Annotated in this window: 1 protein-coding gene; it reads right to left on the bottom strand. The window is 73.6% G+C overall.

Going from position 1 to position 22,347, the window contains the following annotated elements; all coding sequences use genetic code 11:
- Positions 1–44: 44 nt before the first annotated feature.
- On the bottom strand, positions 45–22,322 hold the full coding sequence (locus K4G22_RS26060) for a type I polyketide synthase (RefSeq protein ID WP_228082888.1): 22,278 nt from the start codon (positions 22,320–22,322) through the stop codon (positions 45–47).
- Positions 22,323–22,347 lie beyond the last annotated feature (25 nt).

Here is a 22,347-nt window from a genome sequence, read left to right as displayed (position 1 = left end):
TACCGTTCCTGAAGTGGCCGTTCCCGAAGTGGCCGTTGCCAGAGTCACTGTGTCTTCCCAAACTCTTCGTGGATGAGATCGAAGATCTCGTCGGCCGTGGCATCCTCGATGCTTCGGTCGGTGGCTGCCGGTTCCGTCCACTCGTTCAGCAGGTTCCGCAGGCGCGTGACGGTGTCCGCGCGCTCGTCGTCGGTGGCCTTCGCCATCGCGCGGGCGAGGCGTTCGACGTCGTCGGTCACGTCGCTCTCCGCCGGGGCGAGTCCTTCGGCGAGGTGGCGGGCGAGCGCGGTGGGGGTCGGGTAGTCGAAGATCAGCGTGGTGGGCAGGCGCAGGCCGCTGATGGTGCCGAGGCGGTTGCGCAGTTCGACGGCCGTGAGGGAGTCGAATCCCGACTCCAGGAATCCCCGGTCGGGTTCGATGCGGTCGGCCGACTCGTGGCCGAGCGCGGCGGCGGACTCGGTGCGGACCAGCCGCAGCAGCTCGGGCAGCCGTTCGGCTTCGGGGAGCGTGGCGAGGCGGGCGCGCAGCGGGTCGGCCGCGTCCTCGTCGGCCGGTGCCGGGGTGGCGGCGGGCGGCGCGACGTCGTCGAGGAACGGTCGGGGCCGCGCCGCGGTGTAGACGGCGGTGAACGCCTCCCAGTCGACGTCGGCGACGGTGACGGTGGTGTCGTCGCGGTCCAGGGCGCGGCGCAGCGCGGTGACGGCCAGTTCGGGTGCCATGGCGCGCAGGCCCCGGCGGCGCAGCGCGCCCGTGTCGTCGACGGCCATGCCGACCTGGGCCCAGGGGCCCCAGGCGACGGCGGTCGCGGTCAGCCCTCGGGCCCGCCGCTGTTCGGCGAGCGCGTCCAGATAGGCGTTGGCCGCCGCATACGCCGCCTGCCCCCCGCTGCCCCAGACGCCGGCGATCGACGAGAACAACACGAACGCGTCCAACTCCCGTTCACCCAGCAGCTCGTCGAGATGCGCCGCACCGAGCACCTTGGCCGCCATCGTCTCGCCGATGGCCGTCAGGCTGGTCTCGGCGAGGGGGGCGGCGACGCCGACTCCGGCGGCGTGCACGACGGCGGTCAGGTCGGGCAGCCCGTCGAGCAGCGCGGCGACCGCGTCCCGATCGGTCATGTCACAGGCGACGATGCTCACCCGCTCCCCCAGCTCGGCACGCAACGCCTCCGCACCCGGAGCCGCCACACCACGCCGACTGGTCAACACCACCCGCCCAACACCAGAGGCCACCAACCAACGCGCCACCTCACCGCCAAGACCACCCGTCCCACCCGTCACCAACACCGCACCACGCGGAGCCCAGGAGCGGCGTGGTGCGGCGTCGAGGTTGGCGTGGGCGAGGCGCCGGGCGAAGGCGCCGGCCGGGCGGACGGCGACCTCGTCCTCGGCGCCGGAGAGCGTGGCGATCAGCCGGGTCCAGGCGCGCGGGTCGGGCGCCGGCGGCAGGTCGACGAGGCCGCCCCAACGGGTGGGCTGGTCAAGGCCGATGACGCGGCCGAGTCCCCAGGTGAGGGCTTGCGCTGGGCTGGCCTGGCGGTCGGCGCCGCCGACGGAGACGGCGCCGGACGTCACCAGCCACAGGGGGGCGTCGACGCCGGCGTCGAGCAGGGCCTGCGCCAGGGTGACGGTGTCGGCGAAGCCGACGCTGCCGGCGGGGTGGGGGCGCTCGTCGACGGCGAGGAGGGAGAGCACGCCGGCGACGGCCGGGTGGGTTTCCAGCTCCTTGGCGATGAGTCCGGCGAGCAGATCGCGGTCGGTGCCCGCGGGTTGGACGGCGACGGGGTCGGCGCCGTGGTCGGCGATGGCCGCCGAGGCGGCGTCGGCGAGTGCGCCGGCGCCGACGACGAGCCAGGTCCCGGTGAGGGCGGCGGTCGCGGTGTCGGTCAGCGGCTTCCACTCGACGCGGTAGCGCCAGGAGTCGGCCGTGCTGTGGGCGCCGAGCTTGCGGTGCCAGGAGGAGAGGGCGGGCAGCACGGCGGTGAGGGGGGTGTCGGGGGTGATGTCCAGGGTGTCGGCGAGTTCGGCGAGGTCGCCGCGTTCGACGGTCTCCCAGAAGCGGCTGTCCGCCGTCTCGGCGGCCGGCGGTGTCGCCGGGGCGAGCCAGAACCGTTCGCGTTGGAAGGCGTAGGTGGGCAGGTCGACGGGGCGGCCGGTGAGCAGCGCGCGCCAGTCGGGGGAGATGCCTCGGGTGTGGAGCGTCGCCAGGGCGGTGAGCAGGGTCTCCGCCTGGGGCCGGTCGCGGCGTTGCAGGGGCAGGAAGTCGCCGATGGCCGACAGGGCGGCGTCCGGGCCGAGTTCGACGAAGGTGGTGACGCCGGCGGTGCGCAGCTCCTCGACGGTGTGGTGGAAACGGACGGTGTCGCGGACGTGCCGCACCCAGTAGTCGGCGTCGACCCGTTCGGGTTGGCCGCCGACCGGGATGGTGGCCCGGTGGTAGGTGAGGCCGTCGGCGATGCGGCGGAACGCGTCGAGCATGGGGTCCATCAGGTGGGAGTGGAAGGCGTGGCTGACGGTCAGCCGCTTGTGCTTCCACCGGCTGGCGAGCGCGAGGACGGCGTCCTCGTCGCCGGAGAGCACGACGGCGTCGGGCGCGTTGACCGCGGCGACGCAGACGCCGGCGCTGTCGCCGTCGCTGTCGCCGAGCAGGGGCAGCACCTCGGCCTCGCCGGCCTGGACGGCCACCATGGCGCCGCCGGCGGGGAGTCGCTGCATCAGTCGGCCTCGGGCGGTGACCAGCGCGCAGGCGTCTTCGAGGGAGAGGACGCCGGCGACATGGGCGGCGGCGATCTCGCCGATGGAGTGCCCGGCGACGGCGTCGGGGCGGATGCCGAGTGACTCGACGAGTCGGAACAGCGCGACCTCGACGGCGAACAGGCCGGCCTGGGCATGGCGCGTCTGGTGCAGGTCGTGGTCTTCGGCCGGTCCCCCGGTGTCGGACGGATCGCCGAAGACGATGTCGCGCAGGGGGCGTTGGAGTCCGGTGTCGAGCAGCGCGCAGCAGGCGTCGAACGCCTCGGCGTAGACGGGGAACGTCTCGTACAACTCCCGGCCCATGCCGAGGCGTTGGCTGCCCTGCCCGGTGAAGAGGAAGGCGAGGCGGCCGTCGGTCCCGGCGACGCCCCGCACCACGCGGGGCGGGGTGTCGCCGGCGGCGATCGCTGCGAGCCCGCGCAGCAGTTGGGCGTGGTCGGCGGCGAGGACGGCGGCGCGGTGGTCGTGTGCGGCGCGGGTGGTGGCCGTGGCGTGGGCGAGCTCCGGCAGGCTGGGGCGTTCGGACCGGCCGGGGTGTTCGGGGCCTTCGACGTGGTCGAGGTGGGCCAGGAGCCGGGCGGCCTGGGCGCGGAGCGCGGCGGGGCCACGGCCCGAGACGAACACGGGAGCGACGGGCAGGGTCGGCGTGGGCTTCGGGTCGGCGGGGGCGTCGGCGGGCGGTGCCTCTTCGAGGACGGTGTGCGCGTTGGTGCCGCTCACGCCGAACGCGGAGACGGCGGCGCGCCGGGGCCCTTCGCTGTCCCAGGGCCTGGCCTGGCTGAGGAGTTGGACGCCGCCGGTCGACCAGTCGACATGGCGCGTCGGCTGTTCGGCGTGCAGGCTGCGGGGCAGCGTGCCATGGCGCATGGCCATGACCATCTTGATGACGCCGGCGACGCCGGCGGCGGCCTGGGTGTGCCCGATGTTGGACTTCACGGAGCCGAGCCACAGCGGCCGGTCCGCGTCCCGGTGCTGGCCGTAGGTGGCGAGCAGCGCCTGGGCCTCGATGGGGTCGCCGAGCCTGGTGCCGGTGCCGTGGGCCTCGACGACGTCGATCTCGTCGGGGGTGAGGCGGGCGTTGGCCAACGCCTGCCGGATGACGCGCTGTTGGGCGGGGCCGTTGGGCGCGGTCAGGCCGTTGCTGGCGCCGTCCTGGTTGACGGCGGAGCCGCGCACGACGGCGAGCACCGGATGGCCGTTGCGCCGCGCGTCGGAGAGGCGTTCGACCAGCAGCATGCCGACGCCCTCGCCCCAGCCGGTGCCGTCGGCGTCGTCGGAGAACGACTTGCAGCGGCCGTCCTCGGCCAGGCCGCGCTGCCGGGAGAACTCGACGAAGACGCGGGGGCTGGCCATCACGGCGACGCCGCCGACCAGGGCCATGGAGCACTCGCCCTGCCGCAGCGACTGGGCGGCGTAGTGCAGGGCCACCAGCGAGGAGGAGCAGGCGGTGTCCACGGTGACGGCTGGGCCTTCGAGGCCGAGGGTGTAGGAGACGCGGCCGGAGGCCACAGCGGTGGCGCTGCCGGTGAGGAAGTAGCCCTCGGTGCCTTCGGGGGCCTCGGTGAGGTCGGCGCCGTAGCCGGAGGGTGAGACGCCGACGAAGACGCCGGCCTGGGTGCCGCGCACCTCGGTGGGGTCGATGCCGGCGCTCTCCAGCGCTTCCCAGGACGCCTCCAGCAGCAGCCGCTGCTGCGGGTCCATGGCGAGGGCCTCGCGGGGCGAGATGCCGAAGAAGCCCGCGTCGAAGTCGGCCGCGTCCGGGAGGAAGCCGCCCTCGGCCGTGTAGGTGCTGCCGGCGCTGTCGGGGTCGGCGTCGTAGAGGGCGGTGACGTCCCAGCCCCGGTCGGTGGGGAAGCCGGTGATGGCGTCGGTGCCGGCCGCGGTGAGCCGCCACAGCTCCTCGGGGGAGCGGACGCCGCCGGGGTAGCGGCAGCTCATGCCGACGATCACGACGGGGTCGTCGGCCGTTTCGGCGTGGCCCAGGGCGGTCGGAGTGTCGGCCAACGGGTCGCCGGCGCCGAGGAGTTCGGTGCCGAGCAGCTCGGCGAGGGCCTCGGCGGTGGGGTGGTCGAAGACCAGGGTGGTCGGCAGGGCGAGGCCGGTGGCGGCCTGGAGGCGCTGGCGCAGTTCGACGGCGGTCAGCGAGTCGAAGCCGAGGTCGCGGAACGGCCGGTTGGGGGCGACGTCGACGGTGTCGGCATGGCCGAGGACGGCGGCGGCCTCGGCGCGCACCAGTTCCGTGAGATGGCGGAGGCGTTCGGCGGGCGCCAGCGGCGCCAGGGTGTGGGCCAGCTCGGGCGCGCCGGATTCGACGGCGGGGTCGCCGAGTTGACGGACCTCGGGGAGGTCGGCGATCAGCGGCCTTGGCCTGGCCGCGGCGAAGGACGGCGCGAAGCGGTCCCAGTGCACGTCGGCGACGGTGAGCTGGGTGCGGTCCTCGTCCAGGGCGCGCCGCAGGGCGCGGATCGCGATATCGGGTGCCAGGGTCGGGAGCCCCCGGCGGCGGAGCTGCTCGTCGGCCTCGCCTTCGGCTGCCATGCCGACCTGGGCCCAGGGGCCCCAGGCGACGGCGGTCGCGGTCAGCCCTCGGGCCCGCCGCTGTTCGGCGAGCGCGTCCAGATAGGCGTTGGCCGCCGCATACGCCGCCTGCCCCCCGCTGCCCCAGACGCCGGCGATCGACGAGAACAACACGAACGCGTCCAACTCCCGTTCGCCCAGCAGCTCGTCGAGATGCGCGGCACCGAGCACCTTGGCCGCCATCGTCTCGTCCATGGCCGCCAGGCTGGTCTCGGCGAGCGGCCGGGTCTCGACCGCGCCGGCGGCGTGCACGACGGCGGTCAGGTCGGGCAGCCCGTCGAGCAGCGCGGCGACCGCGTCTCGATCGGTCATGTCACAGGCGACGATGCTCACCCGCTCCCCCAGCTCGGCACGCAACGCCTCCGCACCCGGAGCCGCCACACCACGCCGACTGGTCAACACCACCCGCCCAACACCAGCACCCACCAACCAACGCGCCACCTCACCACCGAGACCACCCGTACCACCCGTCACCAACACCGCACCACGCGGAGCCCAGGAACGGACGACGGGGCCGAGGGGCTGGTGGGCCAGGCGGCGCAGGAACACGCCGGAGGAGCGGATGGCGAGTTGGTCCTCGTCGCCGGCGCCGAGCGCGGTGGCGAGCCGGGCGAACGTCCGGTCGTCGGGGCGTTCCGGCAGGTCGACGAGGCCGCCCCAGCGGTCGGGGTGTTCCAGGCCGACGACGCGGCCGAGGCCCCAGACGGCGGCCTGCGCGGCGGCGGTGACCCGGTCCGCGCGGCCGGTGGAGACGGCGCCCGAGGTGGCGATCCACAGCGGCGCCTCAATGCCGGCGGCGCCGAGGGCGCGCACCGATGCGGCGGTCGCCAGGGTCGCGGCGCGCGGATCGGCGGTGGCGTCGAGCGCCAGCAGGGAGAGCACGCCGGTGAGGTCCTCGGCGGGCATGTCGGCGAGCGCGGCGGGGAGTTGGTCGGGGTGGTCGACGCTGACGACCTGCGCGTCGGGCAGCGCTTCGGCGGCGCGGGACGCCCAGGAGTCGGTGCTGCCTGGCGTGTTGAGCACAAGCCAGCTGCCGGTGAGCGCCGGCGGGGTGCCGGTGAGCGGCTTCCATTCGACGCGGTAGCGCCATGGCTCGTGGGTGGCTTCCCGCCGCCGCTGGTCGCGCCAGGCGGTGACGGCGGTGCGGGCGTCGTCGTCCAGGGCGAGTTCGCCGGTGTCGATGGCGGCCCAGAGGGCGCCGTCGTGGTCGGCCGGTGCGGTGCTCTCGGGCCAGAACCGGGTGCGCTGGAAGGGGTAGGTCGGCAGCGTGACGGGGCGGGACCCTGGCACCAGGGCCGCCCAGTCGACGGCGGTGCCGCGCACATGGAGGGTGGCGACGGCGGTGAGCAGCGTCTGGACCTCGGGCCGGTTCTTGCGCAGCGCCGGCGTTCCCTCGGCCATGGCGGAGAGCACCCCGTCGGGGCCGATCTCCAGGAACGTGCCAACGCCCTGTGCGCGCAGCCACTCCACGGCGTCATGGAAACGGACGGCCTCCCGGACGTGCCGCACCCAGTACTCGGCGTCGACTACCGAAGGCTGCCCCGCGACCGGAATCTGAGCCGGGTGATACGTGAGCGTCTCCGCCACCGAACGGAACTCCGCCAGCATCGGCTCCATCAGATGCGAGTGGAACGCGTGGCTGACGGAAAGCCGCTTGTGCTTCCACCGCCCCGCCAACTCCACCACGGCCGCCTCATCACCCGAAAGCACCACGGAATCAGGCCCGTTGACGGCGGCGATGTCGACGCCGTCGGTCAGCAGCGGCAGCACCTCGGCCTCCGCAGCCTGCACCGCCACCATCGCGCCACCCTCGGGCAGCGCACCCATCAACCGACCCCGAGCCGCCACCAGAGCGCAGGCGTCATCCAGGGCAAGAACGCCAGCCACATGCGCGGCGGCGATCTCGCCGATCGAATGCCCCGCCAGGAACTCCGGCCGCACCCCCCAGGCTTCCAGCAGCCGGAAGAGCGCCACCTCAACGGCGAACAACCCCGCCTGAGTGAACTCCGTCCGGTTCAGCAGCGCGGCGTCATCCCCGAAGACCGCGTCCCTGGCCTGCGGTTGGAGCCGGGCGCAGACCGCGTCGAAGGCGTCCGCGAAGACGGGGAACGCGTCATACAACTCCCGTCCCATGCCGGGCCTTTGGCTGCCCTGGCCGGAGAAGAGGAACGCGAGGCGGCCGGTGCCGGCGAGGCCGGTGACCGGTCCTGGGCGGCCGTCGACGAGGGCGTCGAGCCCGTCGCGGAGCGCGTCCCGGTCGCCGCCGAGGACGACGGCGCGGTGGCTGAGCGCGGATCGTGTGGTGGCCAGCGAGTGGACCAGGTCGCCCAGGTCGCCGGTGACGGCGTCGCGCAGCGCCGCGGCCTGGGCCGCGAGCGCCTCGGGGCCGGCGGCGGACAGCACCAGGGGCAGGAGCGGCGGCAGCGTCCGGCCGGCCGCCGGGCGCGGTGCCGGCGTGGGCTCGGGCGGTGCCTCCTCCAGGATGACATGGGCGTTGGTGCCGCTCATGCCGAAGGACGAGACGCCGGCCCGGCGCGGGGCGTCGGCCACCCACTCCCGCGCCTCCGTCAGCAGCGCGACGGAGCCGGCGGACCAGTCGACGTGGGGGGTCGGTTCGTCGATGTGCAGGGTGGGCGGCAGCACGCCGTTGCGCAGCGCCAGGGCCATCTTGATGACGCCGGCGACGCCAGCGGCGGCCTGGGTGTGCCCGATGTTGGACTTCACCGAGCCAAGCCACAACGGCCGGTCCGCGTCCCGGTCCTGACCGTAGGTGGCGAGCAGCGCCTGCGCCTCGATCGGGTCGCCCAGCGCGGTGCCCGTGCCGTGCGCCTCCACCGCGTCCACCTCGCCGGCGGTGAGGCCGGCCGCTTCGAGCGCCTGCTGGATGACGCGCTGCTGCGACGGCCCGTTCGGGGCGGTGAGTCCGTTGCTGGCGCCGTCGGAGTTGACGGCGGAGCCGCGCACCACGGCGAGGATCCGCTGGCCGTCGCGGCGCGCGTCGGAGAGCCGCCGCACGACCAGCAGGCCGGCGCCCTCGCCCCAGGCGGTGCCGTCGGCTTCGGCGGCGAACGCCTTGCAGCGGCCGTCGGCGGCGAGGCCACCCTGCTTGCTGAACTCCACGAAGGCCGCCGGGCTCGACATCACGGTGACGCCGCCGACCAGGGCCGTGGCGCACTCGCCCTGCCGCAGCGACTGGGCCGCCCAGTGGAGCGCGACCAGCGACGACGAGCAGGCCGTGTCGACGGTGACGGCGGGGCCTTCGAGGCCGAAGGTGTAGGAGAGGCGGCCTGAGACCACGGCGGCGGCGTTGCCGGTGCCGAGGAAGCCGTGCACATCGTCCGCCGCGTCCTTCAGACGGGTCACGTAGTCCTGGCCGTTGGTGCCGATGAAGACGCCGGTGCGGCTGCCGCGCAGCGTGGAAGGGGCGATCCCCGACCGTTCGAACGCCTCCCAGGCGGTCTCCAGCAGCAGGCGCTGCTGGGGGTCCATCGCGAGGGCCTCGCGCGGCGAGATCCCGAAGAACGCCGGGTCGAACAGGTCGGCGTCGTGCAGGAAGGCGCCCTCGCGGGTCACGACGGACTCAAGGCCGTCCCAGCCACGGTTCTCGGGGAAGCCGCTGGTGGCGTCGCCCTCGTCGAGCAGCAGCCGCCACAGTTCCTCGGGCGAGGTGACGCCGCCGGGGAAGCGGCAGGCCATGCCGACGATCGCGATCGGCTCGTCGGCCGCGATCGCGGCGACGGCGCGGGGGGCGGCCGGTGTCCCAGCGGTGCCGGTGCCGCGCAGGTGTCCGGCGAGCGCGGCCGGCGTCGGATGGTCGAAGACCAGCGTCGCCGGCAGCGTCCGGCCGGTGGCGGCGGCGAGCCGGTTGCGCAGCTCGACGGCGGTCAGCGAGTCGAACCCGAGGTCGTTGAAGGCCCGTTCGGGGTCGATGGCGTCGGGGCCGCCATGCCCGAGGACCGCCGCGACCTGGGTGCGCACCAGCGTGACGAGATCCCGTTCGCCGCCGCCCTGGGCCGGTACGGCCTTGACGTCCTGGGCGGGGGCGGCCGGCGCCAGATGCGCGACCAGCGGGTTGGGGCGGGCCGCGGTGAACTCGGGGAGGGTACGCGCCCAGTCCATGTCGGCGATGGCGACGACGGTGTCCTCGTGGTCGATGGCCTGTCCCAGCGCGGCGAGCGCCAGCTCGGCCGGCATCCTGGGCACGCCGCCCCGGCGCACCCGTTCGGCGGCGGCGGCGCCGTCGGCCATGCCGCCGGCCCAGGCGCCCCAGGCGACGGAGACGGCCGGCAGCCCCGCGGCGCGGCGCCGTTCGGCGAGCGCGTCCAGACAGGCGTTGGCCGCCGCGTAGTTGCCCTGGCCGGGGTTGCCCATGACGCCGGCCAAGGAGGAGAACAGCACGAAGGCGGACAGCTCGCGGCCCCTGGTCAGCTCATCCAGGTGGCGTGCGGACGTCACCTTGGCGCGGAACACCGCCTGGAAGCGGTCGGGTGTCAGCGCGTCGAGGACGCCGTCGTCGAGGACACCAGCGGTGTGGAAGACGGAGTCGACCGGGTGTTCGGCGAGCAGCGCGGCGAGCGCTTCGCGGTCCGCCGCGTCACAGGCCGCGATGGTGACCCGCGCGCCGATCGCGGTGAGTTCGGCCGCCAGCTCGGCGGCGCCGGGCGCCTCGGCGCCCCGGCGGCTGATCAGCAGCAGGTGTTCGGCTCCGGCGGTGGCGAGCCAGCGGGCGGTGTGCGCGCCGAGGGCGCCGGTGCCGCCGGTCACCAGGGCGGTGCCGGTGGGCGTCCAGGTGCGGGCGGGGGTCGCCTCGCCCAGCGGGGCGCGGACCAGCCTGCGGCGGAAGACGCCGGACGGGCGGATCGCGACCTGGTCGTCGCCGGCCGTGCCGGCGAGCACGCCGCCGAGTCGGGTGGCGGCGCGCCCGTCCAGGGTGGCCGGCAGGTCGATCAACCCGCCCCAGCGCATGGGCTGTTCCAGGCCGATGACCTGGCCGAGCCCCCAGACGGCGGCCTGTGCGGCGTCGAGGTCCCGTTCGGCGGGAGAGACGGCGACCGCGCCCCTGGTGGCGAGCCAGAGCGGGGCGTCGATGTCCAGCGCGGCCAGCGCGCGCAGCAGCGCGACGGTGCTGAGCACCGGCGGCGGAACGTCGCCCTGGCCGGTCTCCGCCGGACTGGCGACGACCGCCAGGACGCCGGCGATCGGCGTGAGGGCCCGCGTGATCAGGCCGGGTTCCTCGATGTGCACGACGGTGGCGCCGCAGCGCGCCAGCGCCTCCTCGACATCCGGGTGCGCGGCGCCGACCAGCAGCCAGGTGCCGGTGAGCGCGGGCGAGGCGACGCCGGTGGCCGGCTTCCAGTCGACGCGGTAGCGCCAGGAGTCGACGGCGGAGTGGGCGCGGCGCTTCCTGCGCCAGGTCGCGAGGGCGGGCAGGACGCCGGTGAGCTGCTCGTCGCTGGTGTCCAGGGCGGTGGCGAGCGCCGCGAGGTCCTCGCGTTCGACGGCGTCCCAGAACCTGGCCTCGACGATGTCGCCGGCGGCAGCGCCCAACTCATCGGCGGGCGGCGCCGGCCAGTACCGCTGGCGCTGGAAGGGGTAGGTCGGCAGGTCGACGCGGCGGGCGCCGGTCTCGGCGAAGAACGCGGGCCACTCAGGCGCCATGCCGCGCACCTGGAGCCCGGCGACGGCGGTCAGCAGCGACTCCACCTCGGGCCGGTTCCCGCGCAGCGTCGGCACGCCGTCGGCCATCGCGGACAGCACCCCGTCGGGGCCGATCTCCAGGAACGTGCCCGCGCCCTGTGCGCGCAGCCACTCCAGCGCGTCGTGGAAGCGGACGGCGTCCCGCACATGGCGTACCCAGTACGCGGCGTCGGTCTGGGCGGGCTGGCCGGCGATCGGGATGGTCGCGCGGTGGAACGTCAACGCCCCGACGGCCGCCCTGAAGGCGTCCAGCATGGGGTCCATCAGAGGCGAGTGGAAGGCGTGGCTGGTGGACAGCCGCTTGTGCTTCCACCGCCCGGCCAGCTCGACCACCGCCGCCGCATCGCCCGACAGCACCACGGAGTCGGGGCCGTTGACGGCGGCGACGGCCACCCCTTCGGTCAGCAGCGGCACCACTTCGGACTCGGCGGCCTGGACGGCGACCATCGCGCCGCCCTCGGGCAGCGCGCCCATCAGCCGGCCGCGCGCCGCGACCAGCACACAGGCGTCGTCGAGGGTCAGCACGCCGGCGACATGCGCGGCGGCGATCTCCCCGATCGAGTGCCCGGCCAGGTAGTCGGGCCGCACCCCCCAGGCTTCCAGGAGCCGGAAGAGCGCCACCTCGACGGCGAACAGCGCCGGCTGCGCGTACTCGGTGCGGTTCAGCGTCTCCGCGTCGTCACCGAACACCACGTCCCGCACCGGCAGTTCGAACCGTTCGCAGACCGCGTCGAACGCCTCGGCGTAGACGTCGAACGCCTCGTGCAGCGCGCGGCCCATGGCCAGCCGCTGGCTGCCCTGGCCGGTGAAGAGGAACGCGAGCGCGCCGGCGCCACGGGTGGTGCCGCGCACCACGGAAGGGGACTCGGCGCCGGTGGCGACCGCGTCAAGACCCGCGACCAGGCCGGCGAGGCCCCGCTCCCCCGTGCCGATGACGACGGCGCCGTGCTCGAACGCGGCGCGCGTGGTGGCCAGCGAGAACGCCACGTCCAGCGGCGCCACGTCCGGCTGCCCCGCCGCCAGTACGGTCCGCACCCGGCGGGCCTGCTCGCGCAGCGCCGCCTCGTCGCGCCCGGACAGCACCAGGGGCAGCGCGGGCAGCGTCCGCCGGGCGCGCGGCGCGGCCGGCTCGTCGGCCGGCGGCTGCTCCAGGATGACGTGAGTGTTGGTGCCGCTGATGCCGAACGAGGAGACCCCGGCCAGCCTCGGGCGGCCCTCGTCCCGCCAGGGCCGCGCCTCCGTCAACAGCCGCACCTCGCCGGCCGACCAGTCCACATGCGCGGTCGGCTCGGAGACGTGCAGGGTCCGTGGCAGCAGTTCGTGGCGGAGCGAGAGGACCATCTTCATCACGCCGGCGATGCCCGAAGCGGCCAGCGTGTGACCGATGTTGGACTTCACCGTGCCCAGCCACAGCGGCCGGTCCGCGTCCCGGTCCTGGCCGTAGGTGGCCAGCAGCGCCTGCGCCTCGATCGGGTCGCCAAGACGGGTGCCCGTGCCATGCGCCTCCACCACGTCCACATCCGAGGCGGCGACTCCCGCGTTGGCCAGCGCCTGCCGGATGACCCGCTGCTGCGCCGGCCCGTTGGGCGCCGTGAGGCCGTTGGACGCCCCGTCGGAGTTGACGGCCGAGCCGCGCAGCAGGGCCAGCACGGGGTGCCCGTTGCGGCGGGCGTCGGAGAGCCGTTCCACGACGACGATGCCGACGCCCTCGGCGAAGCCCGTGCCGTCGGCGTCCGTGTCGAACGCCTTGCAGCGCCCGTCGGCGGCCAGGCCGCGCTGACGGGAGAACTCGATGAACCCGGCGGGCCCCGACAGGATCGTCACGCCACCTGCCAGCGCGAGGGTGCACTCACCCTGGCGTAGCGACTGAACCGCCAGGTGCAGCGCCATCAGCGACGAGGAGCACGCCGTGTCCACGGTCAGCGCCGGGCCCTCAAGGCCGAGGGTGTAGGCGATCCGGCCGGACAGCACGCTGGCGGTGTTGCCGGTCAGCAGATAGCCCTCGGTGCCCTGGGAGTCCTGCTCCAGCAGCGAGGTGTAGGTCTCGCCCGTGTTGCCGACGAACACCCCCGACCGGCTGCCGCGCAGCGACTTCGGGTCGATGCCGGCCCGTTCGACGGCCTCCCAGCAGACCTCCAGCAGCAGCCGCTGCTGCGGGTCGATCGCCAGCGCCTCACGCGGGCTGATCCCGAAGAACTCCGAGTCGAACTGGGTGGCCTCCCGCAGGAAGCCGCCCTCCCTGGTGTAGGAGGTGCCCTCCTGGTCGGGGTCGCTGCTGTACAGGGCGTCCAGGTCCCAGCCGCGGTCGTCGGGGAACCCGGCGATGGCGTCGCCGCCGGTGACCAGCAACTCCCAGAGTTCCTCTGGCGATTCGACGCCGCCGGGGAAGCGGCAGCCGAGCGACACGATGGCGATCGGGTCGTCGTCCTCCGGCGCGGCGACCGCGGCGACCTCGGGGGCCGTGCCCACGGCCGGGACGCCGCTGTCGGTGATCCGCTCCCGCAGATGGTCGGCGAGCGCGGTGGGCGTCGGGTAGTCGAAGACCACGGTCGCCGAGAGCCGAAGACCGGTGGTGACGTTGAGGCGGTTCCTGATGTCCACGGCGGTCAGCGAGTCGAAGCCGAGGTCACGGAACGGGCGGCCCGGCTCCACCGCGTCGGCCGAGGCATAGCCGAGAACGGCGGCGGCCTGCCCCCGCACCACGTCCAGCAGCACCCGGTCGCGCTCGACGTCGCTGAGCCCGGCGAGCCGCTGCTCAAGCGACGTGCGTTCGGGCAGCGCCCTGACCTCGACGAGGTCGGAGACGAGCGGGCTGCGGCGCGCCGCGACAAAGCCCGGGTGGAACGTCTCCCATCGGATGTCGGCGACGGCGACCGTGGTGTCGTCCAGATCCAGGGCGCGGTGCAGCGCCGAGATCGCCAGGTCCGGGTCCATCGCGGGTACGCCCTGCCGCAGCAGGCGCTCCCCGACGGCCCCGTCGGCTGAGCCGCCGCCGCCCCAGGGGCCCCAGGCGATGGACGTGGCGGTCAGCCCCTCGGCGCGGCGCTGTTCGGCGAGCGCGTCCAGATAGGCGTTGGCGGCGGCGTAGTTGGCCTGCCCGCCGTTGCCGAGCGTGCCGGCCGCCGAGGAGAACAGCACGAAGGCGGACAGCTCTCGGTCCCTGGTCAGCTCGTGCAGATGCCGGGCCGCCTCCGTCTTGGGCGCGAGGACGCGGTCGAAGCGCGTCGCGTCCAACTCGTCGAAGACCCCGTCGTCGAGGACGACGGCCGCGTGCACCACCGCGGTCAGATCGGGGAGTTCGGCGAGGAGTGCCGCGAGGGCGTCGCGGTCGGCGACATCGCAGGCGGCGACGGTGGCTTCGGCTCCCAACGCGCGTATCCCGTCGCACAGTTCCTCGGCGCCCGGCGCGGCAGGGCCACGACGGCTGGTGAGCACCACACGCGCGGCGCCGTTCTCGGCGAGCCAGCGTCCGATCCGTCCGCCGACCGCTCCGGTGCCGCCGGTGACGAGGACCGTGCCCGAGGGCTGCCAGCCCCTGGGCGTCCCGCCGCCGGCGCGCGTGAACCGCCGGGCGTGCACGCCGTCGGCACGGACGGCGACCTGGTCCTCGCCGCCGAGTCCACCGGAGAGCACGGTGGCGAACCGTGCGATGGCCCGCTCGTCCGTGACCGCCGGCAGGTCGACGAGGCCACCCCACGCCTGCGGGTGTTCCTGGGCGACGACCCGGCCAAGTCCCCACAGCTGCGCCTGCGTCGGGCTGTCCAGACGCTCACCGCCGACGCTCACCGCGCCGCGCGTCGCCACCCACAGCGGCGCTGCGATCCCCGCGTCCCCGAGGGCCTGCACCAGGGCGACGGTGTGGGCCAGGCCGTATGTCACGGCCCGATGCCCGGGCAGCGGGCGTTCGTCCGCTCCGGCGAGGGACAGCACACCCGTCAGGGCCTGCCCCTCGGTGACCTCCCGCAGCCGCTCGGCGAGCGCCGCGCGATCCGGCGAGGCATCGCCGAGTTCGAGGGTGAGCGCCGCCTCGGGCAGCGGGTTCTCCGCTCCGGGAACGGTGACGACCAGCCAGGTGCCGGTCACCGCCGAAGCGGGCGCGGCGATCGGCTTCCAGGTGATCTGGTAGCGCCACGAGTCGGCGGTCGACTTGTTCCGCCGGGCCTGACGCCAGTCGGTGACGGCCCGCAGCGCCTCCTCGTCGAGCCCCAACTCGCCGCTCTCCACGGCCTCCCAGAACTCGGTGTCCAGTGCGGGCTGCGCCTCCAGCCAGTAGTGCTGACGTTGGAACGGGTAGGTCGGCAGCTCGACCCGCCGTCCGGAGAGGCCCCAGTCGACGTCGACGCCGTTGACGAACGCTTCGCCGAGGGACAGCAGCATCCGCTCCATGCCGCCCTGGTCACGCCGCAACGTGCCCAACACCACCGCCTCGGCGCCAGCCTCCTCCACCGTCTCCCGCAGGCCAACGCCAAGGACCGGGTGGGCGGACACCTCGACGAACGTGCTGAACCCGTCGGCGAGCAGCGCCTGGGTGGCGCCCTGGAAGTCGACGGTGTTCCGCAGGTTCTCGAACCAGTACGCGGCGTTCAACCCCGCCGTGTCGATCAGCCCGCCCGTCAGCGCCGAATAGAACGGCACCCGACCGGACTGCGGGGATACCGGCGCCAGCACATCGAGCAGCTCATCCCGGATCACCTCCACCTGAGCGGAGTGCGAGGCATAGTCCACGGCGATACGACGAGACCGCTCAACCGACCCCAACACCGCTTCCAAGCCGGCCACTTCACCGGCCACCACCACCGAGTTCGGACCGTTCACCGCCGCAACCGACACACCCACCGGCAATTCAAGGTCCCGCACCGGCAGCGGCACCGACACCATCCCACCACCACCAGCAAGCCGGCCAGCGATCAACCGCGACCGCAACGCCACCACCCGCGCACCATCCCCAAGAGACAACCCACCCGCCACCACAGCGGCAGCGATCTCCCCCTGCGAATGACCCACCACCGCAGAAGGCACCACACCAAACGACTCCCACACCCGCGCCAACGACACCATCACCGCCCACAACACCGGCTGCACCACATCAACCCGCGACAACAACCCCTCATCCCCCAGAGCTACTTCAAGATCCCACTCCACAAAAGGCCTCAACGCCTCACCACACGCCAGCATCGACTCCCGAAACACCGGAGACGACTCCCACAACCCCGCCGCCATCCCCAACCACTGCGAACCCTGACCAGGGAAAACCATCACCACACCGGCACCGACAGCACCAGCGGAACCCGACACCACCGAGGCCGCGTTGGCATCATCGGCGAGCGCGTCCAGCATCGCCGCCAGCTCCGCCGGGTCGTCGCCGACCACCACGGCACGCTGGTCGTGGGAGCCCCGGAGCGTCGTCAAGGAGTAGGCGAGATCCGCGAGTTCGGGGCCCGACTCCAGGGTGGACCTCAGCCGCCTGGCCTGGTCGCGCAGCGCCGGAACGGTCTTGGCCGACAGCACCAGCGGCAGCGCGGCCCCCGTGACGTCCGCCGGCGCCGGTTCCGGCTGTTCCGTCGCCTCCTCAAGGATCAGATGCGCGTTGGTGCCGCTGCCGCCGAAGGCGGAGACCCCGGCGCGGCGGGGGCGTCCCTCGCTCTCCCAGACGACCTGGTCGCTGAGGAGCGAGACCGCGCCCGTCTCCCAGTCCACATGGGGCGTCGGCTCCTCGGCGTGCAGCGTCCTGGGCAGCACACCGTTGCGCAGCGCCATCACCATCTTGATCACCGCTGCCACGCCGGCGGCGGCCTGCGTGTGGCCGATGTTCGACTTCAACGACCCCAACCACAGCGGGTGTTCGGGGTCGCGGTCCTTGCCGTAGGTGGCCAGCAGCGCCTGCGCCTCGATCGGGTCACCCAGCTTGGTGCCGGTGCCGTGGGCCTCCACCACATCGACATCCGAGGCGGCGACCCCCGCGTTGGCGAGCGCCTGCCGGATCACCCGCTGCTGCGCGGGACCGTTCGGCGCGGTCAGACCGTTGCTGGCGCCGTCCTGGTTGGTGGCCGAGCCACGGACGACGGCGAGGACCTGGTGCCCGTTGCGTCGCGCGTCCGAGAGCCGCTCGACCAGCAGCACGCCGACGCCCTCGCCCCAGCCGGTGCCGTCGGCGTCCGCGCCGAACGCCCGGCAGCGCCCGTCGGCGGAGAGCGCGCGCAGCCGGCCGAACTCGACAAACACTCCGGGGCTTGACATGACCATCACGCCGCCGACCAGGGCCATCGAGCACTCGCCCTGCCGTAGCGCCTGGCATGCCAGATGCAGCGCCACCAGCGAGGAGGAGCACGCCGAGTCGACCGTCACCGCCGGGCCCTCAAGCCCGAAGGTGTAGGAGATGCGCCCGGAGACCGCGCTGGTGGCGGTGCCCATGGCCAGGTGGCCCTCGATGCCCTCGGGGGCCTGCTGGATGTCGTCGGCGTAGCTGGAGCCCGACGCGCCCACAAAGACACCGGTGGCGCTGCCGCGCAGCGCGTCCGGCGTGATGCCGGCGCGCTCGACGGCCTCCCAGCTCGTCTCCAGCAGCAGCCGCTGCTGCGGGTCCATGGCGAGCGCCTCGCGCGGCGAGATCCCGAAGAACGCCGAGTCGAACTCGCCCGCGTCGTGCAGGAATCCGCCTTCCCTGGTGTAGGTGGTGCCGGGCCGCTCCGGATCCGGATCGTAGAGCCGCTCGATGTCCCAGCCCCGGTTCTCCGGGAACGGGGAGATGGCGTCGACGCCGTTGAGCACCAACTCCCAGAGGTCCTCGGGTGATTCGACGCCGCCCGGGTAGCGGCAGCTCATGCCGACGATGGCGAGCGGTTCGTCCAGCGCGGCCGTGGTGGCGGTGACGGCGCGGGTGTCCTCGTCCTCGCCGGTCAGCTCGGCCCTGATGAACGCGGCGACCTCGTTGGCGGTGGGGTGGTCGAAGACCAGCGTCGCCGGCAGGCGCAGCCCGGTGGCGGCGCCGAGCATGTTGCGCAGTTCCACGGCGGTCAACGAGTCGAAGCCGAGCTCGCGGAACGCGCGGCCTGGTCCGACCGCGTCGGCCGAGGCGTGGCCGAGCACGGCGGCGGCCCGCGCGCGCACGATGTCGAGGATCAGCCGGTGCTGTTCCTCGGCGTCGAGCCCGGCGATCCGCCGGGCCAGCTCGGACGGTTCCGACGCGGTGGCGCCGCCCTCGACGCTGGCGGCGGACAGCGCGACGACCTCGGGCAGTTCGGCGATCAACGGCCGCCGCCTGGCGAGGGTGAACGAGGGGGCGAACGTCTCCCAGTCCACATCCGCGACGGCGAGGAACGTCTCGTCGTGGTCGAGCGCCTCCCGGAGGGCGGCGATGGCCAGATCGGGCGCCATCGCGCGGACGCCGTGCCGGCGCAGGTTCTCCTCGGCGTCACCGATCGAGGCGATCCCGCCGCCGGCCCAGGCCCCCCAGGCCACCGAGGTGGCCCGCAGGCCGCGCTCCCGGCGCCATTCGGCGAGGGCGTCGAGGTAGGCGTTGGCCGCGGCATAGGCGCTCTGGCCACCGCTGCCCCACACACCGGCGTTGGACGAGAACAGAACGAAGGCGTCCAGCGGTTCGGGGAGCAGTTCGTGCAGGTTCCGGGCGCCGTCGACCTTGGCGGCGACGGTGGCGGCGAACTCCTCGGGCGTCAGATCGGCCAGCGGGACCATCGGCGCCACGCCGGCGGCGTGCACGACGGCGTCGATGTCCAGCCCTTCGACCAGCGCGGCGGTGGCCTCGCGGTCGGCGACATCGCAGGCCGCGATGGTCACGCGCGCCCCGAGAGCCGTCAGCTCGTCCCGGAGGGCGTCCGCACCCTCGGAGCTGGCGCCGCTGCGGCTGGTGAGCACCAGATGCTCGGCGCCGTCGGCCGCCAGCCAACGGGCCACATGTGCCCCCAGCGCGCCGGTGCCGCCCGTGACCAGCACCGTGCCACGGGGCCGCCAGGGCTGGCCCGGCAGCCGGTCGCCCAGCGGATCGTGGACCAGGCGGCGCACCAGCAGCCCCGAGTCCCGCACCGCCACCTGGTCCTCGTCGTCGATACCGGCCAGCGCGCCGAGTACCCGAGGCCACTCCGCCTCGCCCAACTCGGCCGGCACATCGAGCAGTCCGCCCCAACGCTCGGGGGCCTCCAGGCCGACGACCCGGCCAAGGCCCCAGACCTGCGCCTGCTCGGGATCGGTGACGGGCTGAACGGCGCCCCGGGTGACCAGCCAGAGCTTGGCGTCCGGCGTGGCGTCGGCCATCGCCTGGGCCAGGGCCAGAGCGGACAGGGCGGTGCCGAACAGGGACACCACACCGTCGAACCGCTCCTCGGTCAGCGCGTCCGCGCCCCCGACGACGACCCGGGCACCGGCCGCACCGAGCCGCTCGGCCCAGCCGGCCCGCTCGTCCTGGTCATCCCCGATGAGCAGCCAGGTGCCGGTGAGGGGTTGGGCTACGGGGTCACCGATCGGCTTCCACTGCACCCGGTAACGCCACCCGTCAAGAACCGAACGCCGCTCCCGCCCATCCCGCCACGCCGTGACCGCCCGCAACGCCTCCTCATCCAGCCCCAACTCACCACGCGCCACCGCCTCCCAGAACTCCCCGTCAACAGCCCCCTGTTCGGCGGGAACAACCTCGGGCCAAAACCGCTGACGCTGGAACGGGTAGGTCGGCAGCTCAACCAGCTTGCCGCTCAACCCCCAGTCCACGTCCACGCCATGGACGAACGCCTCGCCCAGGGAGAGCAGCATCCGCTCCATGCCACCGTGGTCACGCCGCAACGTGCCCAACACCACCGCCTCCGCGCCCGCGTCCTCCACGGTCTCCCGCAGGCCAACGCCAAGGACCGGGTGGGCGGACACCTCGACAAAGGTGCTGAACCCGTCCGCGAGCAGCGCCTTCGTGGCGCCCTGGAAGTCGACCGTGTTCCGCAGATTCTCGAACCAGTACGCGGCATTCAACCCGGCGGTGTCGATCAGGCCGCCCGTCAGCGCCGAATAGAACGGCACCCGACCGGACTGCGGGGATACCGGCGCCAGCACATCGAGCAGCTCGTCCCGGATCACCTCCACCTGCGCGGAGTGCGAGGCATAGTCCACGGCGATACGACGAGACCGCTCAACCGATGCCAACACCGCTTCCAAGCCGGCCACTTCACCGGCCACCACCACCGAGTTCGGACCGTTCACCGCCGCAACCGACACACCCACCGGCAGATCAAGGTCCCGCACCGGCAACGGAACCGACACCATCCCACCACCACCAGCGAGCCGGCCAGCGATCAACCGCGACCGCAACGCCACCACCCGCGCACCATCCCCAAGAGACAACCCACCCGCCACCACAGCGGCAGCGATCTCCCCCTGCGAATGACCCACCACCGCAGACGGCACCACACCAAACGACTCCCACACCCGCGCCAGCGACACCATCACCGCCCACAACACCGGCTGCACCACATCAACCCGCGACAACAACCCCTCATCAGCGAGAGCCACCTCAAGATCCCAGTCCACAAAGGGCCCCAGCGCCTCGCCACATGCCAGCATCGACTCCCGGAACACCGGAGACGACTCCCACAACCCCGCCGCCATCCCCAACCACTGCGAACCCTGACCAGGGAAAACCATCACCACACCACCACCGGAAGCACCCACCGCAGAGCCGGACACCACCGAAGCCGCCGGCACACCCGAAGCCAACGCCGCCAACCCCGCACGATCGCCGCCCACCACCACGGCCCGATGCTCGAACACCGAACGACCCGCCAACGAGAACGCCACATCGGCAACATCAGCGCCCACCGACGCCAACCGACCAGCAGCCTCCCGCACCGCACCCACCGAACGCCCCGACAACACCCACGGCACCACACCCGGGGACCGCGACACCGCAACCTCAACAGCCTCCGGCGCCTCCTCCACAATCACATGCGCGTTCGTCCCACTCACCCCGAACGACGACACACCCGCCCGCCGCACACCATCCGACTCCCAGGGACGGCTCCGCCCCAACACCTCGACGGCGCCCTCGGACCAGTCCACATGCGACGACGGTGCGTCCAGATGCAACGACCTCGGCAGCACCCGGTGCCGCAGCGCCATCACCATCTTGATCACACCCGCGACACCGGCGGCGGCCTGCGTGTGGCCGATGTTCGACTTCAACGACCCCAACCACAGCGGACGTTCGGGATCCCGGTCCTGCCCGTAGGTGGCCAGCAGCGCCTGCGCCTCGATCGGGTCACCCAGACGGGTGCCCGTGCCATGCGCCTCCACCGCGTCCACATCCGAAGCGGACAGCCCGGCGGACGCCAACGCCTGCCGGATCACCCGGCGTTGCGAGGGCCCGTTCGGCGCGGTCATCCCGTTGGACGCGCCGTCCTGGTTGACGGCCGACCCACGCAGCACCGCAAGCACCGGATGCCCGTTGCGCCGCGCGTCCGACAACCGCTCCAGCACCAGCATCCCCGCGCCCTCGGAGAAGCTGGTGCCGTCGGCCGCCTCGGCGAACGGCTTGCACCGCCCATCAGGCGCGAGGCCACGCTGCCGCGAGAACTCGGCGAAGAGTTCGGGCGTGGCCATCACGGTCACGCCGCCCGCCAGCGCCAGCGTGCACTCCCCCTGCCGCAGCGCCTGGGCCGCCAGATGGAGCGCCACAAGCGACGAGGAGCAGGCGGTGTCCACCGTGACGGCGGGGCCTTCCCAGCCGAAGCTGAAGGAGAGCCGACCGGACATCGCCGCGCCCGCGGTGCCGACCGCGAGGTAGCCCTCGCCGGCGTCGGGGTCGCGCTGGAGCAGATCGCCGTAGCCGCCGCCGGTGTTGCCGACGAACACACCGGTCCTTGTGCCGCGCAACGCCTCCGGGGCGATGCCGGCACGTTCCACGGCCTCCCAGGTCGTCTCCAGCAGCAGCCGCTGCTGCGGGTCCATCGCCAGCGCCTCGCGCGGCGAGATCCCGAAGAACCCCGGATCGAACTCGGCGGCGTCATACAGGAATCCGCCGTCACGCACATAGGTCGTGCCGGGCTGGTCCGCGTCGGGGTCGTAGGGCAGGTCCCAGCCGCGGTCCGTGGGGAAGGACGAGATGACGTCGCGTTCCTCGTCGACCAGCCGCCACAGCTCCTCGGCCGACCGCACGCCGCCGGGGAACCGGCAGCCAACGGCCACGATCGCGATCGGCTCGCGGGCGGCGGCGGCCAGCTCGGCGTTCTCCCGGCGCAGCCGCTCGGCTTCCTTCAGCGATGCCCGGAGCGCCTGGACGACCTGCTCATGAGACGTAGCCACTTATGATCTCCACACTTCGCGCGTC

This window comes from Streptomyces profundus (assembly GCF_020740535.1).
Classification (GTDB): Bacteria; Actinomycetota; Actinomycetes; order Streptomycetales; family Streptomycetaceae; genus Streptomyces; species Streptomyces profundus.
This window is presented reverse-complemented; position numbering and strand designations above follow the sequence as displayed.